Here is a 21767-nt window from a genome sequence, read left to right on the forward strand (position 1 = left end):
AGTTACCAGCGTGGAATGGTGGTCGTCACATCCGCATTCTGCGCACGCTGGCGCAGGAAGTGATCCATCAACACGATTGCCAGCATGGCTTCTGCGATTGGCACCGCGCGGATCCCGACACACGGATCGTGACGTCCTTTGGTGATCATCTCAACTTCTTCACCAGAGCGGTTAATCGTGTGGCCCGGTACGGTAATGCTGGACGTTGGCTTCAGCGCGATATTGGCAATAATTTGCTGCCCGCTGCTGATGCCGCCGAGAATGCCACCCGCATGATTGCTCTGGAAGCCCTTTTTTGTAATTTCGTCACGGTTCTGGCTGCCGCGAAGCTGAACCACGTCAAAACCGTCGCCAATTTCGACGCCCTTCACTGCATTGATGCTCATCAGCGCGTGGGCAATGTCCGCGTCCAGACGGTCAAATACAGGCTCACCCCAGCCTGGCGGTACGCCGTCAGCCACCACGGTCACTTTTGCACCGATAGAGTCGCCCTCTTTTTTCAGGCCACGCATCAGCTCGTCCAGCGCCTCCAGCTTCTCAACATCAGCACAGAAGAACGGGTTTTGTTCGACCTGCTCCCAGTCTTTAATGGCCAGCGGAATGTCACCCATCTGGGTCAGGCACCCGCGGATCACGATGCCAAATTTCTGCTGCAGGTATTTCTTGGCAATTGCCCCTGCGGCGACGCGCATCGCAGTTTCACGCGCGGAGGAGCGCCCACCGCCGCGATAGTCGCGAAAACCGTACTTTTGTTCGTAGGTGTAGTCAGCGTGGCCTGGACGGAACACATCCTTGATGGCACCGTAGTCCTGAGAACGTTGGTCGGTGTTTTCAATCAGCAGACCAATACTGGTCCCGGTGGTGCGGCCTTCAAAAACGCCTGAGAGTATTTTGACCTGGTCCGGCTCGCGACGCTGCGTGGTGTAGCGAGAGGTGCCCGGACGACGACGGTCAAGGTCGTGCTGTAAATCGGCTTCGGTGAGTTCGATGCCTGGCGGTACGCCGTCAACAATACAGCCCAGTGCCAGCCCGTGCGACTCACCAAAGGTGGTCACGCGGAATATTTGTCCAATACTGTTTCCTGCCATCACGGCTCCGATGTCGTTATTTGTGTGTGAGCGTTGTGAAACGGGCCGAAGCCCGCTGGATTAATCTTTGTAGATGCTGAAATGTTCGCGCGCGTCGAGCAGCTGCGCTTTGGTCAGCATAAAGACGCCGTCACCGCCGTTGTCGAACTCAAGCCAGGTGAACGGCACATCCGGGTACTGCTCTATCAGATGTACCATGCTGTTGCCCACTTCACAAATCAGAACACCGTCGTCGGTCAGATAATCCGGTGCGCAGGCCAGAATGCGGCGGGTCAGCTTCAGGCCGTCAGAACCCGATGCCAGGCCCAATTCTGGCTCGTGACGATATTCGTTCGGCAGATCGGACATATCTTCCGCATCCACGTACGGCGGGTTGGTTACGATCAGATCGTACTGCAGCGTCGGCAGGTCACGGAACAGATCGGAGCGGATAGGCGTAACATGGTGGATCAGCCCGTGTTCTTCAATGTTGTGCTCGGTTACCGCCAGCGCGTCGGTGGAGATGTCCACCGCGTCCACTTCCGCTTCCGGGAAGGCATAAGCGCAGGCAATGGCAATGCAGCCGCTGCCGGTACACATATCCAGAATGTGCTGCGGTTGACGGTTAATCAGCCCTTCGAAGTGGTTGTTGATCAGCTCACCAATCGGCGAGCGCGGCACCAGCACGCGTTCATCAACATAGAATTCGTGACCGCAGAACCAGGCTTTGTTGGTCAGATAGGCTACCGGAATACGCTCGTTCACGCGGCGGATCACACGCTCAACGATGCGGTGCTTTTCGCTGGAGGTCAGACGCGCGGTGCGCATGTCTTCCGGAATATCGAGCGGCAGGTAGAGAGAAGGCAGCACCAGTTGAACAGCTTCATCCCACGGGTTATCCGTGCCGTGTCCGTACCAGATATTGGCGGCGCTGAAGCGGCTAACCGACCAGCGCAACATGTCCTGTATGGTATGCAGCTCGTTTACTGCTTCATCGACAAAAATTTTATCCACTCTTTCCTCCAGGGCATGCTCGCATAATTTTCGGCGGCTAGTTTGCCATGAAGACGGCGATAAATCAGCAATGACGCGTACCGCTTGAGGTTAAAAAATGCGTTTAGTCGGGTACACTATCGGAAATACGAGATGAGAACGACGAATGAAAAAGAAAACATCGCTCAGCGAGGAGGATCAGGCGCTCTTCCGTCAGCTCATGACCGGGACGCGTCAAATCAAGCAGGACACCATTGTCCACCGGCCGATGCGCAAAAAAGTCAGCGAAGTACCGGTCAAAAGGCTATTGCAGGAGCAGGCGGATAATAGCCACTATTTTTCCGATGAGTTTCAGCCGCTGCTTAACACGCAGGGTGCGGTCAAGTACGTTCGCGAAGATGTCAGCCACTTTGAGCTGAAAAAATTACGCCGGGGAGATTATTCACCCGAGCTGTTTCTCGATTTGCATGGTTTGACGCAGATGCAGGCGAAACAGGAGCTGGGGGCGTTGATTGCCGCCTGTCGCCGCGAACATGTGTTTTGTGCCTGCGTGATGCACGGCCACGGTAAACATGTTCTTAAGCAACAAACGCCGCTGTGGCTGGCTCAGCATCCACACGTGATGGCGTTTCATCAGGCGCCCAAAGAGTACGGCGGAGATGCCGCCTTGCTGGTGTTGATAGAAGTTGAGGAGTGGCAACCGCCAGAACTGCCCTGAGAACATGGCGGGAGGCATAGTGGCTCCCGCCTTATCGCACGTCACCTCAGATTGCTTTCGCCATCCGGAGATTGCATGGACTCATTTGCCAGTTGAAGACCCCTTTGCCGGTTTCGTCGAGGGTGACGTTGGCAATGGCGGAGGTTGTAAACATCGGTGGCGTCTCGCCCGGGCACAGTTCAGATACCAGATAGCCAACCAGTGGCAGGTGGGAAATGACCAGTGCAGAAGCGACACCTTCATTGCACAGCGCCTGCAGGTAGGCACTGACAAGGCCGACATCACCACACGGCGTGAGTTCAGGGAGAACATCCACGCTGGTCGGCAGGTTCATACACTCCCCTACCACATCCAGCGTCTGTTCAGCACGCAGGAACGGACTCACCAGAACGCGTTCAATGTCCACTTTTTGACCTTTAAGCCAGTTCGCCATCTGACGAGATTCGTCGCAGCCGCAGACGGTTAAAGGACGTACTGAGTCACTGGCGGCATCGAGTGCCGCGTCGCCGTGACGCATGATAAAAACTTGCATATTGCACCGCTTTTGTTAACCAGAATCACCGGCGTTAACTACCCGCGATTAATGCTTGAGGTAGAAAACCCGATGGCCGGGCATTGTGCCTGATCCATTCGGTGAATGAAACGCTGTTTTTTACCTCAATGGCGTAAGTATAGTCAATCTCTGTTTACAAAATCGCCAAATCAGATTCATTCACCGCCGGATTTACCCTTCTTTGACCTCAACTTACGAGGACAGTTTCCCTTGCTGGCCAAAATGTCTGGCCCCGTTCCGCCATCTGCAATAATTCGTCACAGGGTGTAAACCGGGGACCATACTGCGTGGCAAGACGTTGCAGAATCGCAACCACTTCACCCGCTCCGAGGTTGTCCATGTAACGGAACGGGCCGCCAAGGAACGGCGGGAAACCAATACCAAATACGGCGCCAATATCGCCATCGCGTGCGCTTTTAATCACCTGCTCGCCAAAACAGCGTGCGGCTTCATTAAGCATCATCATCACACAGCGTTCAGCACACTGAACGGCAGACAGTTTCGCCTGTCCGGTTGTTGGGATAAGCCCATAGACCGAAGGGTCGACCTGTTTCTTGCTTTTACGCCCTTTTGCGCGGTAAAGATAGAAACCGCGTTCATTTTTTCTGCCTTTGCGATCGTCCTTCAAAATTGCAGAAACAATGTTTGCAGGCGGGCTAAAACGCTCGCCATATGCGGCCTCCAGCACAGGTATAATTTTAGTGCCGGTGTCTATTCCTACCTCATCCAAAAGTTGGATTGGGCCAACGGGGAAACCAAACTTGACCAGCGCCTCGTCGACGTGTTCGATCTTCTCCCCTTCCACCAGCAGGCGCATCGCTTCGTTGATATACGGCGCCAGAATTCGGTTGACGTAGAAACCCGCTTTATCTGCCACGACGATCGGGGTTTTGCCCTGCATTTTCGCCAGTTTCACTACCGTAGAGACAGTCTGCGGGCTGGTTGACGCGTGTGGAATAACTTCAACCAGCGGCATTTTTTCAACCGGACTAAAAAAGTGCAGGCCAATCACCTGCTCAGGACGCGCGGCTTTCGCTGCGATATCACCGATCGGTAATGAAGAGGTATTCGAGGCGAAAATCGTGTGCGGCGCACAATGTTGCTCAACGTCCGCAACCATCTGCTGCTTAAGCGCCAGATCTTCAAACACCGCTTCAATGACCAGATCGCGATGGGCAAAACCACGGTAGTCCGTAGTGCCGCTGATCATGGCCACGGTTTTATCCCGCTCGCTTGCCTTGATATGGCGGCGTTTAACCTTCCGATCAAGGTTCTGCCAGCTGTACTGCAGTGCGTGGTTGATCCCTTTCGGGTTGATGTCTTTGATACGTACGGGCAATTTGGCTTTGCTGGCTGTAACAAACGCAATACCACCGCCCATCAGTCCGCCCCCGAGAACGCCAACGGCTTTGAGCGGTGCAGGTTCCGCGTCACTGCCCGGATCTTTTTTAACGTCAGTGCTGGCAAAGAAGATGCTGCGCAACGCCTGCGATTGCGGCGTCATCGCCAGTTCACCAAAGGCTTTTGCCTCCGCGGCATAACCGCTGCTGCTGCCCTGCGACAACCCGGTTTCAATCACCTCAAGAATGCGCTTCGTCGCCGGATAGTTGCCTTTGGTCTTTTGTTCGGTTTTCTTGCCCACCATGCTAAACAGCAGCGCCCGCCCCAGCGGCCCGGCCAGGACGCGCTCACGTACCGGCAGAGCACGTCTTGCCTGACGTCCCTTCAGCGCCAGCTCTACGGCGGCTTCCAGCAAAATGGAATGCGGAACGACGTCATCAACCAGCCCCGCTTTCAGCGCCTGACGGGCGCGCAGCTGTTTGCCGGTTAAGATCATCTCCAGCGCTGTACTAACGCCAACCAGCCGCGGCAGACGCTGCGTTCCACCGGAGCCGGGAAGCAGCCCAAGCTGTACTTCCGGCAACCCAAGAACGGTTTTCGCGTCGTCAGTACAAATACGACTGTGACAGGCCAGCGCCAGCTCCAGCCCACCGCCCAGGCATGCACCGTGGATCGCGGCGATCGCCGGGATCGGCAGCGAATGGATCTCCGCCATCACCTGCTGCCCCTGGCGCGCCAGATCTTCCGCCTCCTGCGCGCTTTGCGCCCGGGCGATCATGTTGATATCGGCCCCAGCAATAAAGTTGTCTGGCTTGGCCGAGATAAACACCAGGCCGCGAATCGCTTTGTTCTCGCGGATCTGCTTTAACATCTCGCGCACCTGAACGCCAAATTCCGCCTTCAGGGTATTCATCTTTTCGTCGGGGACATCAATGGTAATCACAGCCACGTTATCGAGGCGAACCGTCAGATTAAATGCAGATGCCATTGCCATTATTCAGCCTCCAGAACCATTGCTGCCCCAAGACCGCCCGCCGCGCAGGCGGTGACGAGGCCAAAACCGCCGCCACGGCGACGTAACTCATGTAATGTTTGGGTGATCATCCTTGCGCCCGTCGCCGCAAACGGATGACCGTAGGCGATAGAGCCGCCCAGTACGTTAAATTTGCTTTGATCCACTTCTCCAGTGGCATGGGCGCGGCCAAGGACATCGCGAGCAAAACGTTCGCTGGCCAGTAGCTGGACATTGGCCAGGGTTTGTGCGGCAAAGGCCTCGTGCATATCAATCAGCGTTAAATCAGCGAGGGTCAACCCTGCGCGATCCAGCGCCAGCGGCGTGGACCAGGCCGGGCCTAACAGCATGTCCTGCCAGACGTCGATCGCCGTGAACGCGTAGCTGCGCAGATAACCGAGCGGAGTAAGGCCCAGCTCTTTGGCTCGCGATTCGGTCATCAGGATCACCGCGGCAGCACCATCCGTCAGCGGAGTACTGTTGGCGGCCGTAACGGTGCCGTGTTTGCGGTCGAATGCCGGACGCAGTCTGGCATAGTCCGCCAGCGTCGAGGTGCCACGAATGTTGTTATCTTCCACCAGCGGTTCGCGATAAGGCGGGATATACGCGGTCATCACCTCGTCGTTCAGCTTGCCTTCCGACCAGGCTTTCGCCGCCAGCTGATGGGAACGGTGAGCCAGCGCATCCTGCTGCTCCCGGGTAATGCCGTAGGTTTTGGCCATCTGCTCGGCGGTGTCGCCCATGCGCAGGCCGGTGGAGTATTCAGCCACCGCAGGTGGAACCGGCATCAGGTCACGAAGGCGTAAACGCGAGAAGAGCTTAAGTTTTTGCCCGGCGGTGCGCGCTTTATTTGCATCCACCAGAATGCGGGCCAGCTTTTTACTAACCCCTATCGGCAGCACGGAGGATGAGTCTGCCCCGCCGGCGATCCCCGCGCGAATGGTGCCCGCCATCAGGCTTTCGGCCACGTTTGCCACCGCCTGAAAGCTGGTTGCACACGCACGGCTGACGCTGTAAGCATCCGTATGCACGTTCATTCCGGTGCCAAGGACAATTTCTCGTGCAATGTTCGGGGCTTCTGGCATCTGAACAACCTGGCCAAAAACCAGCTGCTCAATGACATCAGGCGGTATTTCGCTGCGAGCCAGCATCTCCCCCACCACCATTTTCCCCAGATCGACGGCCGGTATGCCGTGAAACGCTGTCGCCTGACGCGCAAACGGCGTACGCAATCCACTGACAATGGCAATGCGGTCACCTTGTCGGGTGATAAGCGGTAATGCCTGACTCATAACATTCCCCTGTAAAAATTTTGCAAACATAAAGTGGTCTGACCTGATAAATAGTCTTAACCATTTTTTTACATTCAGCCAATTGAGGAAACGAAAAAATGCGAACTAAAACACAGAGAAGAAAAAAGAAAATGCCCCGAGGTAAAAACAAAACGGTAACCCAGAGGTTACCGTTTTGAGTGTTTGCACCCTCACCCGTAGGAGAGGGCATCAGGCCGCAGAGATTAACGCAGACCGAGTTGGAAAATCAGCGTTTCAGCTTCGCAGGCGAAGATAAAGTCGATATCCAGCTTCACGCCGCCGTCCACTTCCGTGTAGGTGGACTTGATTTCACACGGATCGGATTCTACGTCGCGCGCGCGCTTGCTCAGCGCCGCCAGGGTTTCTTCCGCTTCGGCACGGTTGGTGAACACGCGGCTGTAAGAGGCGGTGCAATCGGAGTTGTCCATGATGGTACCAACATCCATACAGCAGCAAACCGGGGTTTCATCAGCACTGCATTTACTCATATCTCAATTTCCTCTGTATTCGCGCAGGACGCGAGACAAACACAATGCTGATATTTTACGCCCCGATGCAGACGCTCTCCAGCCGTTAATGGCGCAAAACGGGATAAGTGACCAATATCACACTAAAAAATGATCTAAAACAAAATTCGCCCTTTTGGGTGAGTCGTGATGGTCACATTTTTGCCAACCAGATCTCGTTTCAAGAAACATGTTTGAAAATATTAATAAACAAACTTGCAACATTCTAGCTGGTCAGACCTATACTCTGGCCACTGGTCTGATTTGTAAGTCATACCTCAGACCCTACACTTCGCGCTCCTGTTACGGTATGTAACAATTATTGAATAAAAATAACTCAATGAGGTTATGGTCATGAGCCAGAAAACCCTGTTCAACAAGACTGCGCTGGCAGTCGCAGTGGCAATCGTCTCTACGTCCGCCTGGTCAGCGGGCTTCCAGTTAAACGAATTTTCTTCCTCTGGCCTTGGCCGTGCGTATTCCGGGGAAGGTGCAATTGCTGATGATGCAGGTAACGCCAGTCGTAACCCTGCGCTGATCATGATGTTTGATCGCCCAACGTTCTCAGCGGGCGCCATCTTTGTTGATCCGGGTGTGGATATTACGGGCCGTTCCCCAAGCGGAGCCAGCCTGAATTCCGATAACATCGCGCCAACGGCATGGGTGCCAAACCTGCACTTCGTCGCGCCAATCAACGACCAGTTTGGCTGGGGTGCATCCGTAACCTCTAACTATGGTTTAGCGACCGAGTTTAATAACGACTACGCAGCAGGAGCCTATGGCGGTAAAACCGACCTTGAGACTCTGAACCTGAACCTGAGCGGTGCTTACCGTCTGAACAGTAACTGGAGCTTCGGCGTTGGCTTTGATGCCGTTTACGCTAAAGCGAAAATCGAACGTTACGCGGGCGATCTCGGCAAAATCGTTGCGGGCTCCGGCGCACTGCCCCCGCCTCTGGCACAACAGGTTGCAGGGATCCCGGCAGACACCCAGATCGCCTATCTGAAGGGTGACGAGTGGGGCTTTGGCTGGAACGCCGGTATCCTTTATGAACTCGATAAAAACAACCGTTACGGTTTCACCTACCGTTCCGAAGTGAAAATCGACTTTGACGGCGACTACAAGAGCAGCCTGCCTTCTGCTTATAACCAGATCCTCGGCACCTTCGGCCTGCCAATGGGCACCGATGGCCGTACCACTGGCGGTTCTCTGAGTCTGCACTTACCGGAAATGTGGGAATTGTCCGGTTATAACCGCGTGGCACCACAGTGGGCGATTCACTATAGCCTGACCTACACCAGCTGGAGCCAGTTCCAGGAGCTGAAAGCGACCAACAGCAAAGGCGACACGCTGTTCTATAAAGATGAAAGCTTCCGTGATGCCTACCGCATCGCGCTGGGTACCACCTACTATATGGATGACAACTGGACGTTCCGTACCGGTATTGCCTTCGATGATAGCCCGGTTCCGGCTGACAAACGTTCTATCTCCATTCCGGATCAGGACCGCTTCTGGCTGAGCGCCGGTGCGACCTATGCATTCAACAAAGATGCCTCTGTCGATGCAGGTGTTTCGTATATGCACGGTCAAAAAGTCAGCTTCAAGGAAGGTCCGTATGAGTTCTCTTCCGAAGGTAAAGCCTGGCTGTATGGCCTGAACTTCAACTACGCGTTCTAATTCGCGCAGGGATCAAAAAAGGTGAGCATCGCTCACCTTTTTTATTTATTCCGAATCGATATCTTTTAATTCGTTCTCGATTGCCTTCGCGTTTGGATTCTCTTCCGGCTTCAGCTTGCCACCATTGGCAATAAAGTCATGATTCTGGAAGTAAGCTTCACGCACCATGATGTATGGATCGGAAGACTGACGCAGCAGACCGTCGGAATCGAGCAGTTGTGCACGTGTTTCAATCCCTTCTACCGTCCATTTACCAATCGACAGCGGCCAGGTCAGCCACGAAAGAACCGGATACAGCGTATCCACCATATCACCGCCATCATCACGCACGGTGAAGCTGCCATAGAACGGCAGATGAACGTAAGGGCCGTAACCGACGCCATAATGACCCAGCGTACTCCCGAAGCGGTGCGGCTGTTCACGCTGCAGTTTCGGGTTCGCCATGCCGGCGACATCGATAAAGCCCCCCATCCCCAGCAGGGAGTTCAGGAAGAAGCGAGTAAAGTGCACCATCCCCTGATACGGATCGCCTTGCAGGAAGTAGTTGACCATCACCGCTGGCTCTTCAAGGTTACTGGTGAAATTGCTCAACCCGTTACGCGCAGGCTGGGGAACATAATCACGCCATGCAACCGCCACCGGGCGAACCACATACGGATCCAGCACGTTATAGTTGAAGCTATACATTGAGCGGTTAAATCCTTCGAGAGGATCGGAGCGTCCCGTTTGCTCCCCGGAGCTGGCGCAGCCCACAAGCATCGTCGCGCCCAGCGCAAGCGCCGACAGCCGAAGTTTCATAAAATTCTCCCTGTTCAGTATGGCTATCGTTGATTGCCATCCGTAACGGAGCATTTGATGCTCCGTCTGTAAACGTGCAAGTGATTGTATCAGCACGTTTACCGATGTCTATGAGCACAATTACGGGCAGTAACCACCGTCACTCTGATCTCAGCATAGCCTGTCTTTTAGAATTCGTTTCGCTGGCAATTTTATAATGGCTTTGAATGAGATGTCTCACCTTTGTTGCCATTACCCTCACTTTAAGAGCATCCCCACGGGCATTTTGTTAAAAGCCGCTACGCTTAAAAGAAAGAACACCCAACTGGAGCGGTTATGAAAGACGTGGGCGAAGAGAAAATTGGCGAGAGCAATGAAGAACTTGAAATTGAGAGCGAGGAAAAAGAGCGCGGTGAAAAGATAGAGATTGATGAAGATCGCCTTCCCTCCCGCGCGATGGCGATCCATGAACATATCCGTCAGGATGGAGAAAAGGAGATGGAGCGCGATGCCATGGCCCTGCTGTGGTCCGCTATCGCGGCAGGCCTCTCCATGGGGGCATCGTTACTTGCGAAGGGTATTTTCCATGTGCAGCTTGAAGGTGTACCCGGTGGCTTTTTGCTGGAGAACCTGGGCTACACCTTCGGCTTTATCATCGTCATTATGGCCCGCCAGCAGCTTTTTACTGAAAACACGGTCACCGCCGTTCTGCCGGTCATGCAAAACCCGACCCTGGGTAACTTTGGCTTACTGATGCGTCTGTGGAGCGTGGTCCTGCTGGGCAACCTCATCGGCACGGGTATCGCCGCCTGGGCGTTTGAATATATGCCGATATTTGATGAACCCACCCGGGATGCGTTTGTGAAAATCGGTATGGATGTGATGAAAAACACGCCCGTGGAGATGTTCTCTAACGCCATTATCTCTGGCTGGATTATCGCGACAATGGTCTGGATGTTCCCGTCTGCAGGCAGCGCCAAAATTGTGGTAATCATATTAATGACGTGGCTGATTGCGCTGGCCGACACCACCCATATCGTGGTGGGTACTGTAGAAATCCTCTATCTGGTGTTTAACGGCACGCTTCACTGGACCGATTTCTTCTGGCCATTTGCACTGCCCACGCTTGCGGGCAACATCTGCGGCGGAACCTTTATTTTTGCGCTGTTGAGTCATGCCCAGATCCGTAACGACATGTCTAATAAGCGTAAAGCCGAGCTGAAAGCGCAGGAAAATGATGAAAAGTCGGCAAATAAATCGGCCTGAATGGTGACTCTTTGAGCAGTCGGGCGGCAATGCGCTTAACGCAAAGTGTAAATAACGGTATACTCGTGCCGCCTCGTCCCCTTAGTTAAATGGATATAACGAGCCCCTCCTAAGGGCTAGTTGCAGGTTCGATTCCTGCAGGGGACACCAGATATAACTCTCCTGATGTCTACCGAATTCAATAAAAACCTTTTATAATCAGCCATAACCCCTCTTCTCAGGCTATGCGACGTCAACTGAAGTCTACCCATATCTACGTGAATCAATAAACGTTTGGGGGCCTAAGTGGGGGCTTATCCTGTTCAACGGAAAATGAGGCCCCCAAATGCCACTGAATGCTCGTCAGGTCGAGACTGCAAAGCCCAGAGATAAAGCCTATAAACTCGCTGATGGCGGAGGGCTCTATCTCATGGTCAATACTAACGGTTCAAAGTACTGGCGAATGAAGTATCGATTTGCCGGTAAAGAGAAAAAACTCTCGTTCGGAACCTATCCTGACATCTCACTTGCGGAAGCCCGCACTAAGCGCGATGAAGCGAGAAAAACATTGGCAAATGATAAAGATCCCGGTGAAGTTAAAAAAGCCGAACTACTTGCCCAAAAACTATCGGTTACGAATACTTTTGAAGCGATAGCGGTTGAGTGGTACAACGCAAAAGTTTCTGGCTGGTCAAAAAACTACGCTGACTATGTTAACCGGGCCTTCAAAAACAATGTATTTCCCTTTGTTGGATCGCAGCCGGTTAATGAGATAAAGCCACTGGAGCTTCTGTCTGTATTGCAGCGTATGGAAAAGCGAGGTGCGCCGGAGCTTGCCAGTAAAGTGCGCCAACGTTGTAGCGAAGTGTTCCGTTACGCTATTGTTACTGGCCGAGCCGAGTACAACCCTGCGGCTGATCTTGGTAGTGCTTTACAGGGGTACGAGAAACAACATTATCCCTTTCTTACTGCTGCTGAGCTACCCGAGTTTTTACAAAAGCTTTCACAATACACCGGCAGTCTAGTAACGCTTCTGGCGACCCGACTACTCATGCTTACGGGCTTACGAACCGTCGAATTACGTATGGCAGAATGGAGTGAAATCGACTTCGAAAACCATATCTGGGAAATACCGAAAAGTAGAATGAAGATGAGGCGACCCCACATAGTGCCCCTTTCTGCTCAATCCTTAGCAGCACTTCGGCAACTAAAGCAATTGACCGGTACTTACCAGTTTATCTTTGCAGGTCGAAACGATGTTAATAAACCAATGAGCGAAGCCAGCATCAATATGGTTATTAAAAGGATTGGTTACGATAAGAGAGCAACCGGACATGGTTTTCGTCACACCATGAGCACAATCTTGCATGAGGAAGGATTCAACACTGCTTGGATTGAGACCCAGCTCGCGCATGTGGACAAGAACGCGATTCGCGGGACCTATAACCATGCGCAGTATCTTGAAGGGAGGAAAGAGATGATGCAGTGGTATGGGGACTATTTGGATGGATTGCGATTGGATGGAAACGTTGCCAGAGTTAGTTAATGAAGAGCCGATTCGAGTTCGGCCTTCGCACCAACAGTATGTAAATAGACCTCAACTGAGGTCTTTTTTTATGCCTAAAATGAATCGCCACGGGTTTAACAGACACCTCAGAGTCATTTAAGATGGCTTAAAGAGAGGTGCCCATGAGCGGTAAGCGTTATCCCGAAGAGTTTAAAACTGAAGCAGTCAAACAGGTTGTTGATCGCGGTTATTCTGTTTCCAGCGTTGCAACACGTCTCGATATCACCACCCACAGCCTTTATGCATGGATAAAGAAGTACGGTCCGGATTCTTCCACTAATAAAGAACAGTCAGATGCTCAGGCCGAGATCCGCCGTCTCCAGAAAGAGCTGAAACGGGTTACCGGTAATGCTGTCAACCTGTTGATGACTATTTTAATCTGTAGTCATTCAATCCTTGTAACATCAGGATGATCCTGGTGTCAGTGAAAATACGAAATCAACACGTTGGTATCATTACCCACCTGTGAACTGACGTCGGCATTTTGAATCTCACTTCGGCGTGCCCCCTCCGAATGGCGCAAAACATTTCGTGGTATGGCATGATAGCACCCGAAGAGAGTCAATTCAGGGTGGTAAATGTGAAACCAGTAACGCTATACGATGTCGCAGAGTATGCCGGTGTCTCTTATCAGACCGTTTCCCGCGTGGTGAACCAGGCCAGCCACGTCTCTGCGAAAACGCGGGAAAAGGTGGAAGCGGCGATGGCGCAGCTGAACTACATTCCCAACCGCGTGGCACAACAACTGGCGGGGAAACAGTCGTTGCTGATTGGCGTTGCTACCTCCAGTCTGGCCCTGCACGCGCCGTCGCAAATTGTCGCGGCGATTAAATCTCGCGCCGATCAACTGGGTGCCAGCGTGGTGGTGTCGATGGTAGAACGAAGCGGCGTCGAAGCCTGTAAAGCGGCGGTGCACAATCTTCTCGCGCAACGCGTCAGTGGGCTGATCATTAACTATCCGCTGGATGACCAGGATGCCATTGCTGTGGAAGCTGCCTGCGCTAATGTTCCGGCGTTATTTCTTGATGTCTCTGACCAGACTCCCATCAACAGTATTATTTTCTCCCATGAAGACGGTACGCGACTGGGCGTGGAGCATCTGGTCGCATTGGGTCACCAGCAAATCGCGCTGTTAGCGGGCCCATTAAGTTCTGTCTCGGCGCGTCTGCGTCTGGCGGGCTGGCATAAATATCTCACTCGCAATCAAATTCATCCGATAGCGGAACGGGAAGGCGACTGGAGTGCCATGTCCGGTTTTCAACAAACCATGCAAATGCTAAATGAGGGCATCGTTCCCACTGCGATGCTGGTTGCCAACGATCAGATGGCGCTGGGCGCAATGCGCGCCATTACCGAGTCCGGGTTGCGCGTTGGTGCGGATATCTCGGTAGTGGGATACGACGATACCGAAGACAGCTCGTGTTATATCCCGCCGTTAACCACCATCAAACAGGATTTTCGCCTGCTGGGGCAAACCAGCGTGGACCGCTTGCTGAAACTCTCTCAGGGCCAGGCGGTGAAGAGCAATCAGCTGTTGCCCGTCTCACTGGTGAAAAGAAAAACCACCCTGGCGCCCAATACGCAAACCACCTCTCCCCGCACGTTGGCAGATTCCTTAATGCAGCTGGCACGACAAGTTTCCCGACTTGAAAGCGGGCAGTGAGCGCAACGCAATTAATGTGAGTCAGCTCACTCATTAGGCACCCCAGGCTTTACACTCTATGTGTCCGGCTCGTATGTTATGCGAAAATGTGAGCGGATAACAATTCACGCAGGATACAACTAAGACAATGATTACGGATTCACTGGCCGTCGTATTACAACGTCGTGACTGGGAAAACCCTGGCGTTACCCAACTTAATCGCCTTGCGGCACATCCCCCTTTCGCCAGCTGGCGTAATAGCGAAGAGGCTCGCACCGATCGCCCTTCCCAAGAGTCGCGCAGCCTGAATGGTGAATGGCGCTTTGCCTGGTTTCCGGCACCAGAAGCGGTACCAGAAAGCTGGCTGGAGCGCGATCTTCCTGACGCCGATACTGTCATCGTCCCCTCAAACTGGCAGATGCACGGTTACGATGCGCCTATCTACACCAACGTGACCTATCCCATTGCGGTCAATCCGCCGTATGTTCCCACGGAGAATCCGACGGGTTGTTACTCGCTCACATTTAATGTTGATGAAAGCTGGCTACAGGAAGGCCAGACGCGAATTATTTTTGATGGTGTTAACTCGGCGTTTCATTTGTGGTGCAACGGGCGCTGGGTCGGTTACGGACAGGACAGTCGTTTGCCGTCTGAATTTGACCTGAGCGCATTTTTACACGCCGGAGAAAACCGCCTCGCGGTGATGGTGCTGCGCTGGAGTGACGGCAGTTATCTGGAAGATCAGGATATGTGGCGGATGAGCGGCATTTTCCGTGACGTCTCGTTGCTGCATAAACCGAGCACGCAAATCAGCGATTTCCATGTAGCCACTCACTTTAATGATGATTTCAGCCGCGCTGTACTGGAGGCAGACGTTCAGATGTACGGCGAGCTGCGCGATGAGCTGCGGGTGACGGTTTCTTTGTGGCAGGGTGAAACGCAGGTCGCCAGCGGCACCGCGCCTTTCGGCGGTGAAATTATCGATGAGCGTGGTGGTTATGCCGATCACGTCACCCTACGTCTGAACGTCGAAAACCCGAAACTGTGGAGCGCCGAAATCCCGAATCTCTATCGTGCGGTGGTTGAACTGCACACCGCCGACGGCACGCTGATTGAAGCAGAAGCCTGCGATGTCGGTTTCCGCGAGGTGCGGATTGAAAATGGTCTGCTGCTGCTGAACGGCAAGCCGTTGCTGATTCGCGGCGTTAACCGTCACGAGCATCATCCTCTGCATGGTCAGGTCATGGATGAGCAGACGATGGTGCAGGATATCCTGCTGATGAAGCAGAACAACTTTAACGCCGTGCGCTGTTCGCATTATCCGAACCATCCGCTGTGGTACACGCTGTGCGACCACTACGGCCTGTATGTGGTGGATGAAGCCAACATTGAAACCCACGGCATGGTGCCAATGAATCGTCTGACCGATGATCCGCGCTGGCTACCCGCGATGAGCGAACGCGTAACGCGAATGGTGCAGCGCGATCGTAATCACCCGAGTGTGATCATCTGGTCGCTGGGGAATGAATCAGGCCACGGCGCTAATCACGACGCACTCTATCGCTGGATCAAATCTGTCGATCCTTCCCGCCCGGTACAGTATGAAGGCGGCGGAGCCGACACCTTCGCAACCGATATTATTTGCCCGATGTACGCGCGCGTGGATGAAGACCAGCCCTTCCCGGCTGTGCCGAAATGGTCCATCAAAAAATGGCTTTCGTTGCCTGGAGAGACGCGCCCGCTGATCCTTTGCGAATACGCCCACGCGATGGGTAACAGTCTTGGCGGCTTCGCTAAATACTGGCAGGCGTTTCGTCAGTACCCCCGTTTACAGGGCGGCTTCGTCTGGGACTGGGTGGATCAGTCGCTGATTAAATATGATGAAAATGGCAATCCGTGGTCGGCTTACGGCGGTGATTTTGGCGATAAGCCGAATGATCGCCAGTTCTGCATGAACGGTCTGGTCTTTGCCGACCGCACGCCGCATCCGGCGCTGACGGAAGCAAAACACCAGCAGCAGTTTTTCCAGTTCAGTTTATCCGGGCGAACCATCGAAGTGACCAGCGAATACCTGTTCCGTCATAGCGATAACGAGCTCCTGCACTGGATGGTGGCGCTGGATGGCAAGCCGCTGGCAAGCGGTGAAGTGCCTCTGGATGTCGCTCCACAAGGTAAACAGTTGATTGAACTGCCTGAACTACCGCAGCCGAAGAGCGCCGGACAACTCTGGCTAACGGTTCACGTAGTGCAACCGAACGCGACCACATGGTCAGCAGCCGGACACATCAGCGCCTGGCAGCAGTGGCGTCTGGCGGAAAACCTCAGCGTGACACTCCCCTCCGCGCCCCACGCCATCCCGCAACTGACCACCAGCGAAACGGATTTTTGCATCGAGCTGGATAATAAGCGTTGGCAATTTAACCGCCAGTCAGGCTTTCTTTCACAGATGTGGATTGGCGATAAAAAACAACTGCTGACGCCGCTGCGCGATCAGTTCACCCGCGCACCGCTGGATAACGACATTGGCGTAAGTGAAGCGACCCGCATTGACCCTAACGCCTGGGTCGAACGCTGGAAGGCGGCGGGCCATTACCAGGCCGAAGCAGCGTTGTTGCAGTGCACGGCAGATACGCTTGCCGACGCGGTGCTGATTACCACGGTCCACGCGTGGCAGCATCAGGGGAAAACCTTATTTATCAGCCGGAAAACCTACCGGATTGATGGAAGTGGTCAAATGGCGATTACCGTTGATGTTGAAGTGGCGAGCAATACGCCACATCCGGCGCGGATTGGCCTGACCTGCCAGCTGGCGCAGGTAGCAGAGCGGGTAAACTGGCTCGGATTAGGGCCGCAAGAAAACTATCCCGACCGCCTTACTGCGGCCTGTTTTGACCGCTGGGATCTGCCATTGTCAGACATGTATACCCCGTACGTCTTCCCGAGCGAAAACGGTCTGCGCTGCGGGACGCGCGAATTGAATTATGGCCCACACCAGTGGCGCGGCGACTTCCAGTTCAACATCAGCCGCTACAGTCAACAGCAACTGATGGAAACCAGCCATCGCCATCTGCTGCACGCGGAAGAAGGCACATGGCTGAATATCGACGGTTTCCATATGGGGATTGGTGGCGACGACTCCTGGAGCCCGTCAGTGTCGGCGGAATTCCACCTTAGCGCCGGTAGCTACCATTACCAGTTGCTCTGGTGTCAAAAATAATAATAACCGGGCAGGCCATGTCTGCCCGTATTTCGCGTAAGGAAATCCATTATGTACTATTTAAAAAACACAAACTTTTGGATGTTCGGTTTATTCTTTTTCTTTTACTTTTTTATCATGGGAGCCTACTTCCCGTTTTTCCCGATTTGGCTACATGACATCAACCATATCAGCAAAAGTGATACGGGTATTATTTTTGCCGCTATTTCTCTGTTCTCGCTATTATTCCAACCGCTGTTTGGTCTGCTTTCTGACAAACTCGGGCTGCGCAAATACCTGCTGTGGATTATTACCGGCATGTTAGTGATGTTTGCGCCGTTCTTTATTTTTATCTTCGGGCCACTGTTACAATACAACATTTTAGTAGGATCGATTGTTGGTGGTATTTATCTAGGCTTTTGTTTTAACGCCGGTGCGCCAGCAGTAGAGGCATTTATCGAGAAAGTCAGCCGTCGCAGTAATTTCGAATATGGTCGCGCGCGGATGTTTGGCTGTGTTGGCTGGGCGCTGTGTGCCTCGATTGTCGGCATCATGTTCACCATCAATAATCAGTTTGTTTTCTGGCTGGGTTCTGGCTGTGCATTCATCCTCGCCGTTTTACTCTTTTTCGCCAAAACGGATGCGCCCTCTTCTGCCACGGTTGCCAATGCGGTAGGTGCCAACCATTCGGCATTTAGCCTTAAGCTGGCGCTGGAACTGTTCAGACAGCCAAAACTGTGGTTTTTGTCACTGTATGTTATTGGCGTTTCCTGCACCTACGATGTTTTTGACCAACAGTTTGCTAATTTCTTTACTTCGTTCTTTGCTACCGGTGAACAGGGTACGCGGGTATTTGGCTACGTAACGACAATGGGCGAATTACTTAACGCCTCGATTATGTTTTTTGCGCCACTGATCATTAATCGCATCGGTGGGAAAAACGCCCTGCTGCTGGCTGGCACTATTATGTCAGTACGTATTATTGGCTCATCGTTCGCTACCTCAGCACTGGAAGTGGTTATTCTGAAAACGCTGCATATGTTTGAAGTACCGTTCCTGCTGGTGGGCTGCTTTAAATATATTACCAGCCAGTTTGAAGTGCGTTTTTCAGCGACGATTTATCTGGTCTGTTTCTGCTTCTTTAAGCAACTGGCGATGATTTTTATGTCTATTCTGGCGGGCAATATGTATGAAAGCATCGGTTTCCAGGGCGCTTACCTGGTGCTGGGTCTGGTGGCGCTGGGCTTCACCTTAATTTCCGTGTTCACGCTTAGCGGCCCCGGCCCACTTTCTCTGCTGCGTCGCCAGGTGAATGAAGTCGCTTAAGAAATTAATGTCGGATACGGCGCGAGCGCCTTATCCGACCAACTTATCAGGACGGAATGTTAAAAATGAACATGTCGATGACAGAAAAAATAAAAGCAGGCAAGCTATTTACCGATATGTGCGAAGGCTTACCTGAAAAAAGACTTCGTGGGAAAACATTAATGTATGAGTTCAATCACTCGCATCCATCAGAAGTTGAAAAAAGGGTAATGACTCCAACTTATTGATAGTCTTTTATGTTCAGATAATGCCCGATGACCTTGTCATGCAGCTCCACCGATTTTGAGAACGACAGTGACTTCCGTCCCAGCCTTGCCAGATGTTGTCTCAGATTCAGGTTATGTCGCTCAATGCGCTGAGTGTAACGCTTGCTGATAACGTGCAGCTTTCCCTTCAGGCGGGGTTCATACAGCGGCCAGCCATCCGTCATCCATACCACGACCTCAAAGGCCGACAGCAGGCTCAGAAGACGCTCCAGTGTGGCCAGAGTGCGTTCACCGAAGACGTGCGCCACAACCGTCCTCCGTATCCTGTCATACGCGTAAAACAGCCAGCGCTGACGTGATTTAGCACCGACGTAGCCCCACTGTTCGTCCATTTCAGCGCAGACAATCACATCACTGCCCGGTTGTATGCGCGAGGTTACCGACTGCGGCCTGAGTTTTTTAAGTGACGTAAAATCGTGTTGAGGCCAACGCCCATAATGCGGGCGGTTGCCCGGCATCCAACGCCATTCATGGCCATATCAATAATTTTCTGGTGTGTACCGGGCTGAGAGGCGGTGTAAGTGAACTGGAGCTGCCATGTTTTACGGCAGTGAGAGCAGAGATAGCGCTGATGTCCGGCAGTGCTTTTGCCGTTACGCACCACGCCTTCAGTAGCGGAGCAGGAAGGACATCTGATGGAAATGGAAGCCACCCGCACAGCGCGCTGGGATATCACTCCCCGAGGGAATACCGGCAGCGGACATCGTTAACTTAAGATACAAAAGCTGTTCGGAGATGGAGGGTCAAGATCAGGGTGACCTGCGCCATGATGTTATCCGAGCCCTGTTTCCTAATCACTACACCGGTATTTGATTACCCAGGTCAACTTCAGGCTGTTACAGGGACGGCAACCGTGTCAGCACATCCTTGAGATAGGCATACGGATCGTGCCCATTATTACGGGCCGACTGGATCAAACTCATGATCGCAGCAGCGCGCTTGAGTATGCGAACCCACGCCGAGCATTTGAGAAGGCAACGGGATGAACGCTGGCTGGATAGCCGTGGTTTTCTGGGTAGGCAGCCGAATCCATTTGTGATCGAGGTTGGCATTGAGGCTGTAGCCCAAGGCGATGTTTGCGATGGAGGCACCGGGTTCAGAACACTCCTGAATGACCTGAGCCTTGAAAGATTTGCTGTAGGTACGGCGCTGAGGGCGCATGGAAAATCCGCTTGATGGGCCATGGCCTTCGGCGGCGGTGTCGGGAAGGTGTGTTGGCCGGACGGATACTGTTGAACTACGTTGTCTGGGGCAACGGAAGTGTTTCGGCCCGACTCTGGAACGCGATCCGCAGCGACGACTGGGCAATTCCGCACGTTAGCCTGAGCAGCCTCGGGGAAATCGTCGTCTGGGCGCGCCCAGACGAGTTTCCGTCAAGGAACATGCAGACGAGCAAGGGGCTGCGGGCACTCGGCTACAACGTGAGGATCGGTGTTTGATCGAGGCGCCTGTGGTACACGCAGGCTGACGAGCCAGGCGCTGTCCATTGCCTGATCAGACCGCCCCGCTGCGCCTTGCCTGAGCAGTTGACCTGCATCAATGGGGCGGGAGAACGCTGTACATTGACTCTTGAAGGCTGTCATGGTAAGCGTAATATCTTACAAAGTATTACAAGGATTTCCTTGGCCGGAACCGCAAAGCGACGCGATTGGAGAGGGTGAGATGAAAGCGCACCTACAGGGATGAAAGCGCACCTACAGGTGATTTTCACGCTCGATGAATTGGCTGCGTACTTGAAAGTCGGCAAGCGGACGCTTTATCGGCTCGCCGCGCACGGGGAAATTCCGGCTTTCAAGGTGGGCGGGACGTGGCGGTTTCCTCAAAGTGAAATCGATCAGTGGATCAATGATCAGACCCGAGCCGCAGCAAAGAAGGAGGTGATGCGCAAGCGTGAACAGCAGAAGTCATCCGAGCAGCCCGTGTCGCCTGGGCGCACTGCCCGTCACAGCAGGCAAAGGGCTTGAGTAACTCGTTTTCCAATTTTTCTGGAGGTATGACATGGACATCGATTTCAAGAAGTTGGCTCCCTGGAACTGGTTCAAGAACGAGCAGCAAGAGCAGCAGACCGTCTCTTCCCTGCCGGTGCAGCGCAATGACCTGCCAGCGGCGAGCGGGCCAGTCAGCCCGATCCTGCAACTGCATCGGGAAATCGACCGGCTGTTCGATGACGCATTCCGGGGCTTCGGTTTTCCGGCGTTGAACATGCCGCAGTGGCCATCCGATTGGTCGGGCATGCTGAAGCCGGCCCTGGACATCCAGGAAACCGACAAGCAGTACAAGATTGCCCTGGAAGTGCCCGGTGTCGAGGAGAAGGACATCCAGATCACTCTCGACAACGACGTGCTGATGGTGCGTGGCGAGAAGCGCCAGGAACAGGAGAAGAAGGAAGGTGGCTTCCACCGTGTGGAGCGCTCCTACGGCAGCTTTCAGCGTGCCTTGAACCTGCCTGACGACGCCAACCAGGATTCGATCAAAGCATCGTTCAAGAACGGGGTGCTCACGGTCACGATCGACAAGCGCGAGGTCAGCGCGCCGAAGCAGGGACGCTCGATCCCGATCAACGGCTGA

Annotated in this window: 19 protein-coding genes, 1 tRNA gene and 3 pseudogenes; 13 read left to right on the forward strand and 10 right to left on the reverse strand. The window is 53.5% G+C overall.

Features of this window, described 5'->3' with window-relative positions; translation table 11 throughout:
- Positions 1-2: 2 nt before the first annotated feature.
- Together aroC and prmB are read right to left on the reverse strand one after the other, a co-directional pair.
- Positions 3-1088 carry a chorismate synthase gene (gene aroC, locus ECL_RS18255; RefSeq protein WP_013098151.1) on the reverse strand — a complete coding sequence of 362 codons (1086 nt, stop codon included), beginning with the start codon at positions 1086-1088 and terminating at the stop codon, positions 3-5.
- Between the two features lie 60 nt (positions 1089-1148).
- Positions 1149-2081: a 50S ribosomal protein L3 N(5)-glutamine methyltransferase gene (prmB, locus tag ECL_RS18260; RefSeq protein ID WP_013098152.1), complete on the reverse strand. Its 933-nt coding sequence runs from the start codon at positions 2079-2081 to the stop codon at positions 1149-1151.
- A 145-nt stretch (positions 2082-2226) separates the two neighbouring features.
- Here prmB and smrB point away from each other — a divergent pair, with 145 nt between their 5' ends.
- On the forward strand, positions 2227-2778 hold the full coding sequence (gene smrB, locus ECL_RS18265; RefSeq protein ID WP_013098153.1) for an endonuclease SmrB: 552 nt from the start codon (positions 2227-2229) through the stop codon (positions 2776-2778).
- A 46-nt stretch (positions 2779-2824) separates the two neighbouring features.
- On the opposite strand, the gene sixA is transcribed toward smrB, so the two are convergent.
- The 4 genes from sixA to ECL_RS18285 form a co-directional block, all read right to left on the reverse strand.
- Positions 2825-3310, reverse strand: coding sequence for a phosphohistidine phosphatase SixA (gene sixA, locus ECL_RS18270; RefSeq protein WP_014832802.1), 486 nt, complete (start codon positions 3308-3310; stop codon positions 2825-2827).
- Between the two features lie 208 nt (positions 3311-3518).
- The gene (gene fadJ / locus ECL_RS18275) at positions 3519-5666 is read right to left on the reverse strand and encodes a fatty acid oxidation complex subunit alpha FadJ (RefSeq protein ID WP_013098155.1); all 2148 of its coding nucleotides are present in this window, start codon (positions 5664-5666) and stop codon (positions 3519-3521) included.
- Entirely contained in the window at positions 5666-6976 is a 1311-nt protein-coding gene (gene fadI, locus ECL_RS18280) for an acetyl-CoA C-acyltransferase FadI (protein WP_020690612.1), read from the reverse strand. Before fadI ends, fadJ begins: the two co-directional genes overlap by 1 nt.
- 224 nt (positions 6977-7200) lie before the next feature.
- Entirely contained in the window at positions 7201-7485 is a 285-nt protein-coding gene (locus ECL_RS18285; protein ID WP_013098157.1) for a YfcZ/YiiS family protein, read from the reverse strand.
- A gap of 372 nt (positions 7486-7857) precedes the next feature.
- Here ECL_RS18285 and fadL point away from each other — a divergent pair, with 372 nt between their 5' ends.
- On the forward strand, positions 7858-9180 hold the full coding sequence (gene fadL, locus ECL_RS18290; protein ID WP_014832806.1) for a long-chain fatty acid transporter FadL: 1323 nt from the start codon (positions 7858-7860) through the stop codon (positions 9178-9180).
- Positions 9181-9225: 45 nt separating this feature from the next.
- On the opposite strand, the gene mlaA is transcribed toward fadL, so the two are convergent.
- A complete protein-coding gene (gene mlaA / locus ECL_RS18295; RefSeq protein WP_013098159.1) occupies positions 9226-9978 on the reverse strand; it encodes a phospholipid-binding lipoprotein MlaA in 753 nt (250 codons plus the stop codon).
- 315 nt (positions 9979-10293) lie between these two features.
- Here mlaA and ECL_RS18300 point away from each other — a divergent pair, with 315 nt between their 5' ends.
- The 8 genes and pseudogenes from ECL_RS18300 to ECL_RS18335 form a co-directional block, all read left to right on the forward strand.
- Positions 10294-11223 (forward strand): formate/nitrite transporter family protein, encoded by a 930-nt coding sequence (locus tag ECL_RS18300; protein ID WP_013098160.1) that lies wholly within the window; start codon positions 10294-10296, stop codon positions 11221-11223.
- Positions 11224-11298: 75 nt separating this feature from the next.
- A tRNA-Arg gene (locus ECL_RS18305) sits at positions 11299-11373 on the forward strand.
- 175 nt (positions 11374-11548) lie between these two features.
- On the forward strand, positions 11549-12748 hold the full coding sequence (locus tag ECL_RS18310) for a tyrosine-type recombinase/integrase (protein WP_007851503.1): 1200 nt from the start codon (positions 11549-11551) through the stop codon (positions 12746-12748).
- Between the two features lie 143 nt (positions 12749-12891).
- Positions 12892-13113 (forward strand): annotated as a pseudogene (locus ECL_RS18315) (transposase); the annotation flags it as partial.
- A 236-nt stretch (positions 13114-13349) separates the two neighbouring features.
- On the forward strand, positions 13350-14432 hold the full coding sequence (lacI, locus tag ECL_RS18320; RefSeq protein WP_007851507.1) for a DNA-binding transcriptional repressor LacI: 1083 nt from the start codon (positions 13350-13352) through the stop codon (positions 14430-14432).
- Positions 14433-14559: 127 nt separating this feature from the next.
- Positions 14560-17628 carry a beta-galactosidase gene (gene lacZ / locus ECL_RS18325; protein ID WP_013098161.1) on the forward strand — a complete coding sequence of 1023 codons (3069 nt, stop codon included), beginning with the start codon at positions 14560-14562 and terminating at the stop codon, positions 17626-17628.
- A 51-nt stretch (positions 17629-17679) separates the two neighbouring features.
- The gene (lacY, locus tag ECL_RS18330; RefSeq protein ID WP_003846917.1) at positions 17680-18933 is read left to right on the forward strand and encodes a lactose permease; all 1254 of its coding nucleotides are present in this window, start codon (positions 17680-17682) and stop codon (positions 18931-18933) included.
- 65 nt (positions 18934-18998) lie between these two features.
- Positions 18999-19139 (forward strand): annotated as a pseudogene (locus ECL_RS18335) (maltose acetyltransferase domain-containing protein); the annotation flags it as partial.
- Between the two features lie 14 nt (positions 19140-19153).
- Here ECL_RS18335 and ECL_RS18340 read toward each other — a convergent pair.
- The 3 genes and pseudogenes from ECL_RS18340 to ECL_RS18350 form a co-directional block, all read right to left on the reverse strand.
- A protein-coding gene (locus tag ECL_RS18340; protein WP_237707059.1) for an IS1 family transposase occupies positions 19154-19851 on the reverse strand; the annotation gives its coding sequence in 2 pieces (ribosomal slippage) (positions 19154-19602 and positions 19602-19851; 699 coding nt in all).
- 184 nt (positions 19852-20035) lie between these two features.
- Positions 20036-20140 (reverse strand): annotated as a pseudogene (locus ECL_RS18345) (transposase domain-containing protein); the annotation flags it as partial.
- Positions 20097-20360 carry a transposase gene (locus ECL_RS18350; protein ID WP_004118209.1) on the reverse strand — a complete coding sequence of 88 codons (264 nt, stop codon included), beginning with the start codon at positions 20358-20360 and terminating at the stop codon, positions 20097-20099. The gene ECL_RS18350 and the pseudogene ECL_RS18345, both read right to left, overlap by 44 nt.
- Before the next feature lie 14 nt (positions 20361-20374).
- Between ECL_RS18350 and ECL_RS18355 the strand changes: the two genes are divergently transcribed.
- From ECL_RS18355 to hsp20, 3 genes are all read left to right on the forward strand, one after another.
- Positions 20375-20638 (forward strand): hypothetical protein, encoded by a 264-nt coding sequence (locus tag ECL_RS18355; protein WP_015386469.1) that lies wholly within the window; start codon positions 20375-20377, stop codon positions 20636-20638.
- 243 nt (positions 20639-20881) lie between these two features.
- Positions 20882-21163 carry a helix-turn-helix domain-containing protein gene (locus tag ECL_RS18360; protein WP_004152118.1) on the forward strand — a complete coding sequence of 94 codons (282 nt, stop codon included), beginning with the start codon at positions 20882-20884 and terminating at the stop codon, positions 21161-21163.
- 34 nt (positions 21164-21197) lie between these two features.
- Positions 21198-21767 (forward strand): small heat shock protein sHSP20, encoded by a 570-nt coding sequence (gene hsp20 / locus ECL_RS18365; RefSeq protein ID WP_004152117.1) that lies wholly within the window; start codon positions 21198-21200, stop codon positions 21765-21767.

The organism is Enterobacter cloacae subsp. cloacae ATCC 13047, assembly GCF_000025565.1.
Classification (GTDB): domain Bacteria; phylum Pseudomonadota; class Gammaproteobacteria; order Enterobacterales; family Enterobacteriaceae; genus Enterobacter; species Enterobacter cloacae.

Bases quoted from the DNA above. Each gene is read 5' to 3' on its own strand.
- aroC (WP_013098151.1), bottom strand. From the start codon at position 1,088: ATGGCAGGAAACAGTATTGGACAAATATTCCGCGTGACCACCTTTGGT.
- smrB (WP_013098153.1), top strand. From the start codon at position 2,227: ATGAAAAAGAAAACATCGCTCAGCGAGGAGGATCAGGCGCTCTTCCGT.
- sixA (WP_014832802.1), bottom strand. From the start codon at position 3,310: ATGCAAGTTTTTATCATGCGTCACGGCGACGCGGCACTCGATGCCGCC.
- fadJ (WP_013098155.1), bottom strand. From the start codon at position 5,666: ATGGCAATGGCATCTGCATTTAATCTGACGGTTCGCCTCGATAACGTG.
- fadI (WP_020690612.1), bottom strand. From the start codon at position 6,976: ATGAGTCAGGCATTACCGCTTATCACCCGACAAGGTGACCGCATTGCC.
- ECL_RS18285 (WP_013098157.1), bottom strand. From the start codon at position 7,485: ATGAGTAAATGCAGTGCTGATGAAACCCCGGTTTGCTGCTGTATGGAT.
- fadL (WP_014832806.1), top strand. From the start codon at position 7,858: ATGAGCCAGAAAACCCTGTTCAACAAGACTGCGCTGGCAGTCGCAGTG.
- mlaA (WP_013098159.1), bottom strand. From the start codon at position 9,978: ATGAAACTTCGGCTGTCGGCGCTTGCGCTGGGCGCGACGATGCTTGTG.
- ECL_RS18300 (WP_013098160.1), top strand. From the start codon at position 10,294: ATGAAAGACGTGGGCGAAGAGAAAATTGGCGAGAGCAATGAAGAACTT.
- ECL_RS18310 (WP_007851503.1), top strand. From the start codon at position 11,549: ATGCCACTGAATGCTCGTCAGGTCGAGACTGCAAAGCCCAGAGATAAA.
- lacZ (WP_013098161.1), top strand. From the start codon at position 14,560: ATGATTACGGATTCACTGGCCGTCGTATTACAACGTCGTGACTGGGAA.
- lacY (WP_003846917.1), top strand. From the start codon at position 17,680: ATGTACTATTTAAAAAACACAAACTTTTGGATGTTCGGTTTATTCTTT.
- ECL_RS18350 (WP_004118209.1), bottom strand. From the start codon at position 20,360: ATGCGCCCTCAGCGCCGTACCTACAGCAAATCTTTCAAGGCTCAGGTC.
- ECL_RS18355 (WP_015386469.1), top strand. From the start codon at position 20,375: ATGGGCCATGGCCTTCGGCGGCGGTGTCGGGAAGGTGTGTTGGCCGGA.
- ECL_RS18360 (WP_004152118.1), top strand. From the start codon at position 20,882: ATGAAAGCGCACCTACAGGTGATTTTCACGCTCGATGAATTGGCTGCG.
- hsp20 (WP_004152117.1), top strand. From the start codon at position 21,198: ATGGACATCGATTTCAAGAAGTTGGCTCCCTGGAACTGGTTCAAGAAC.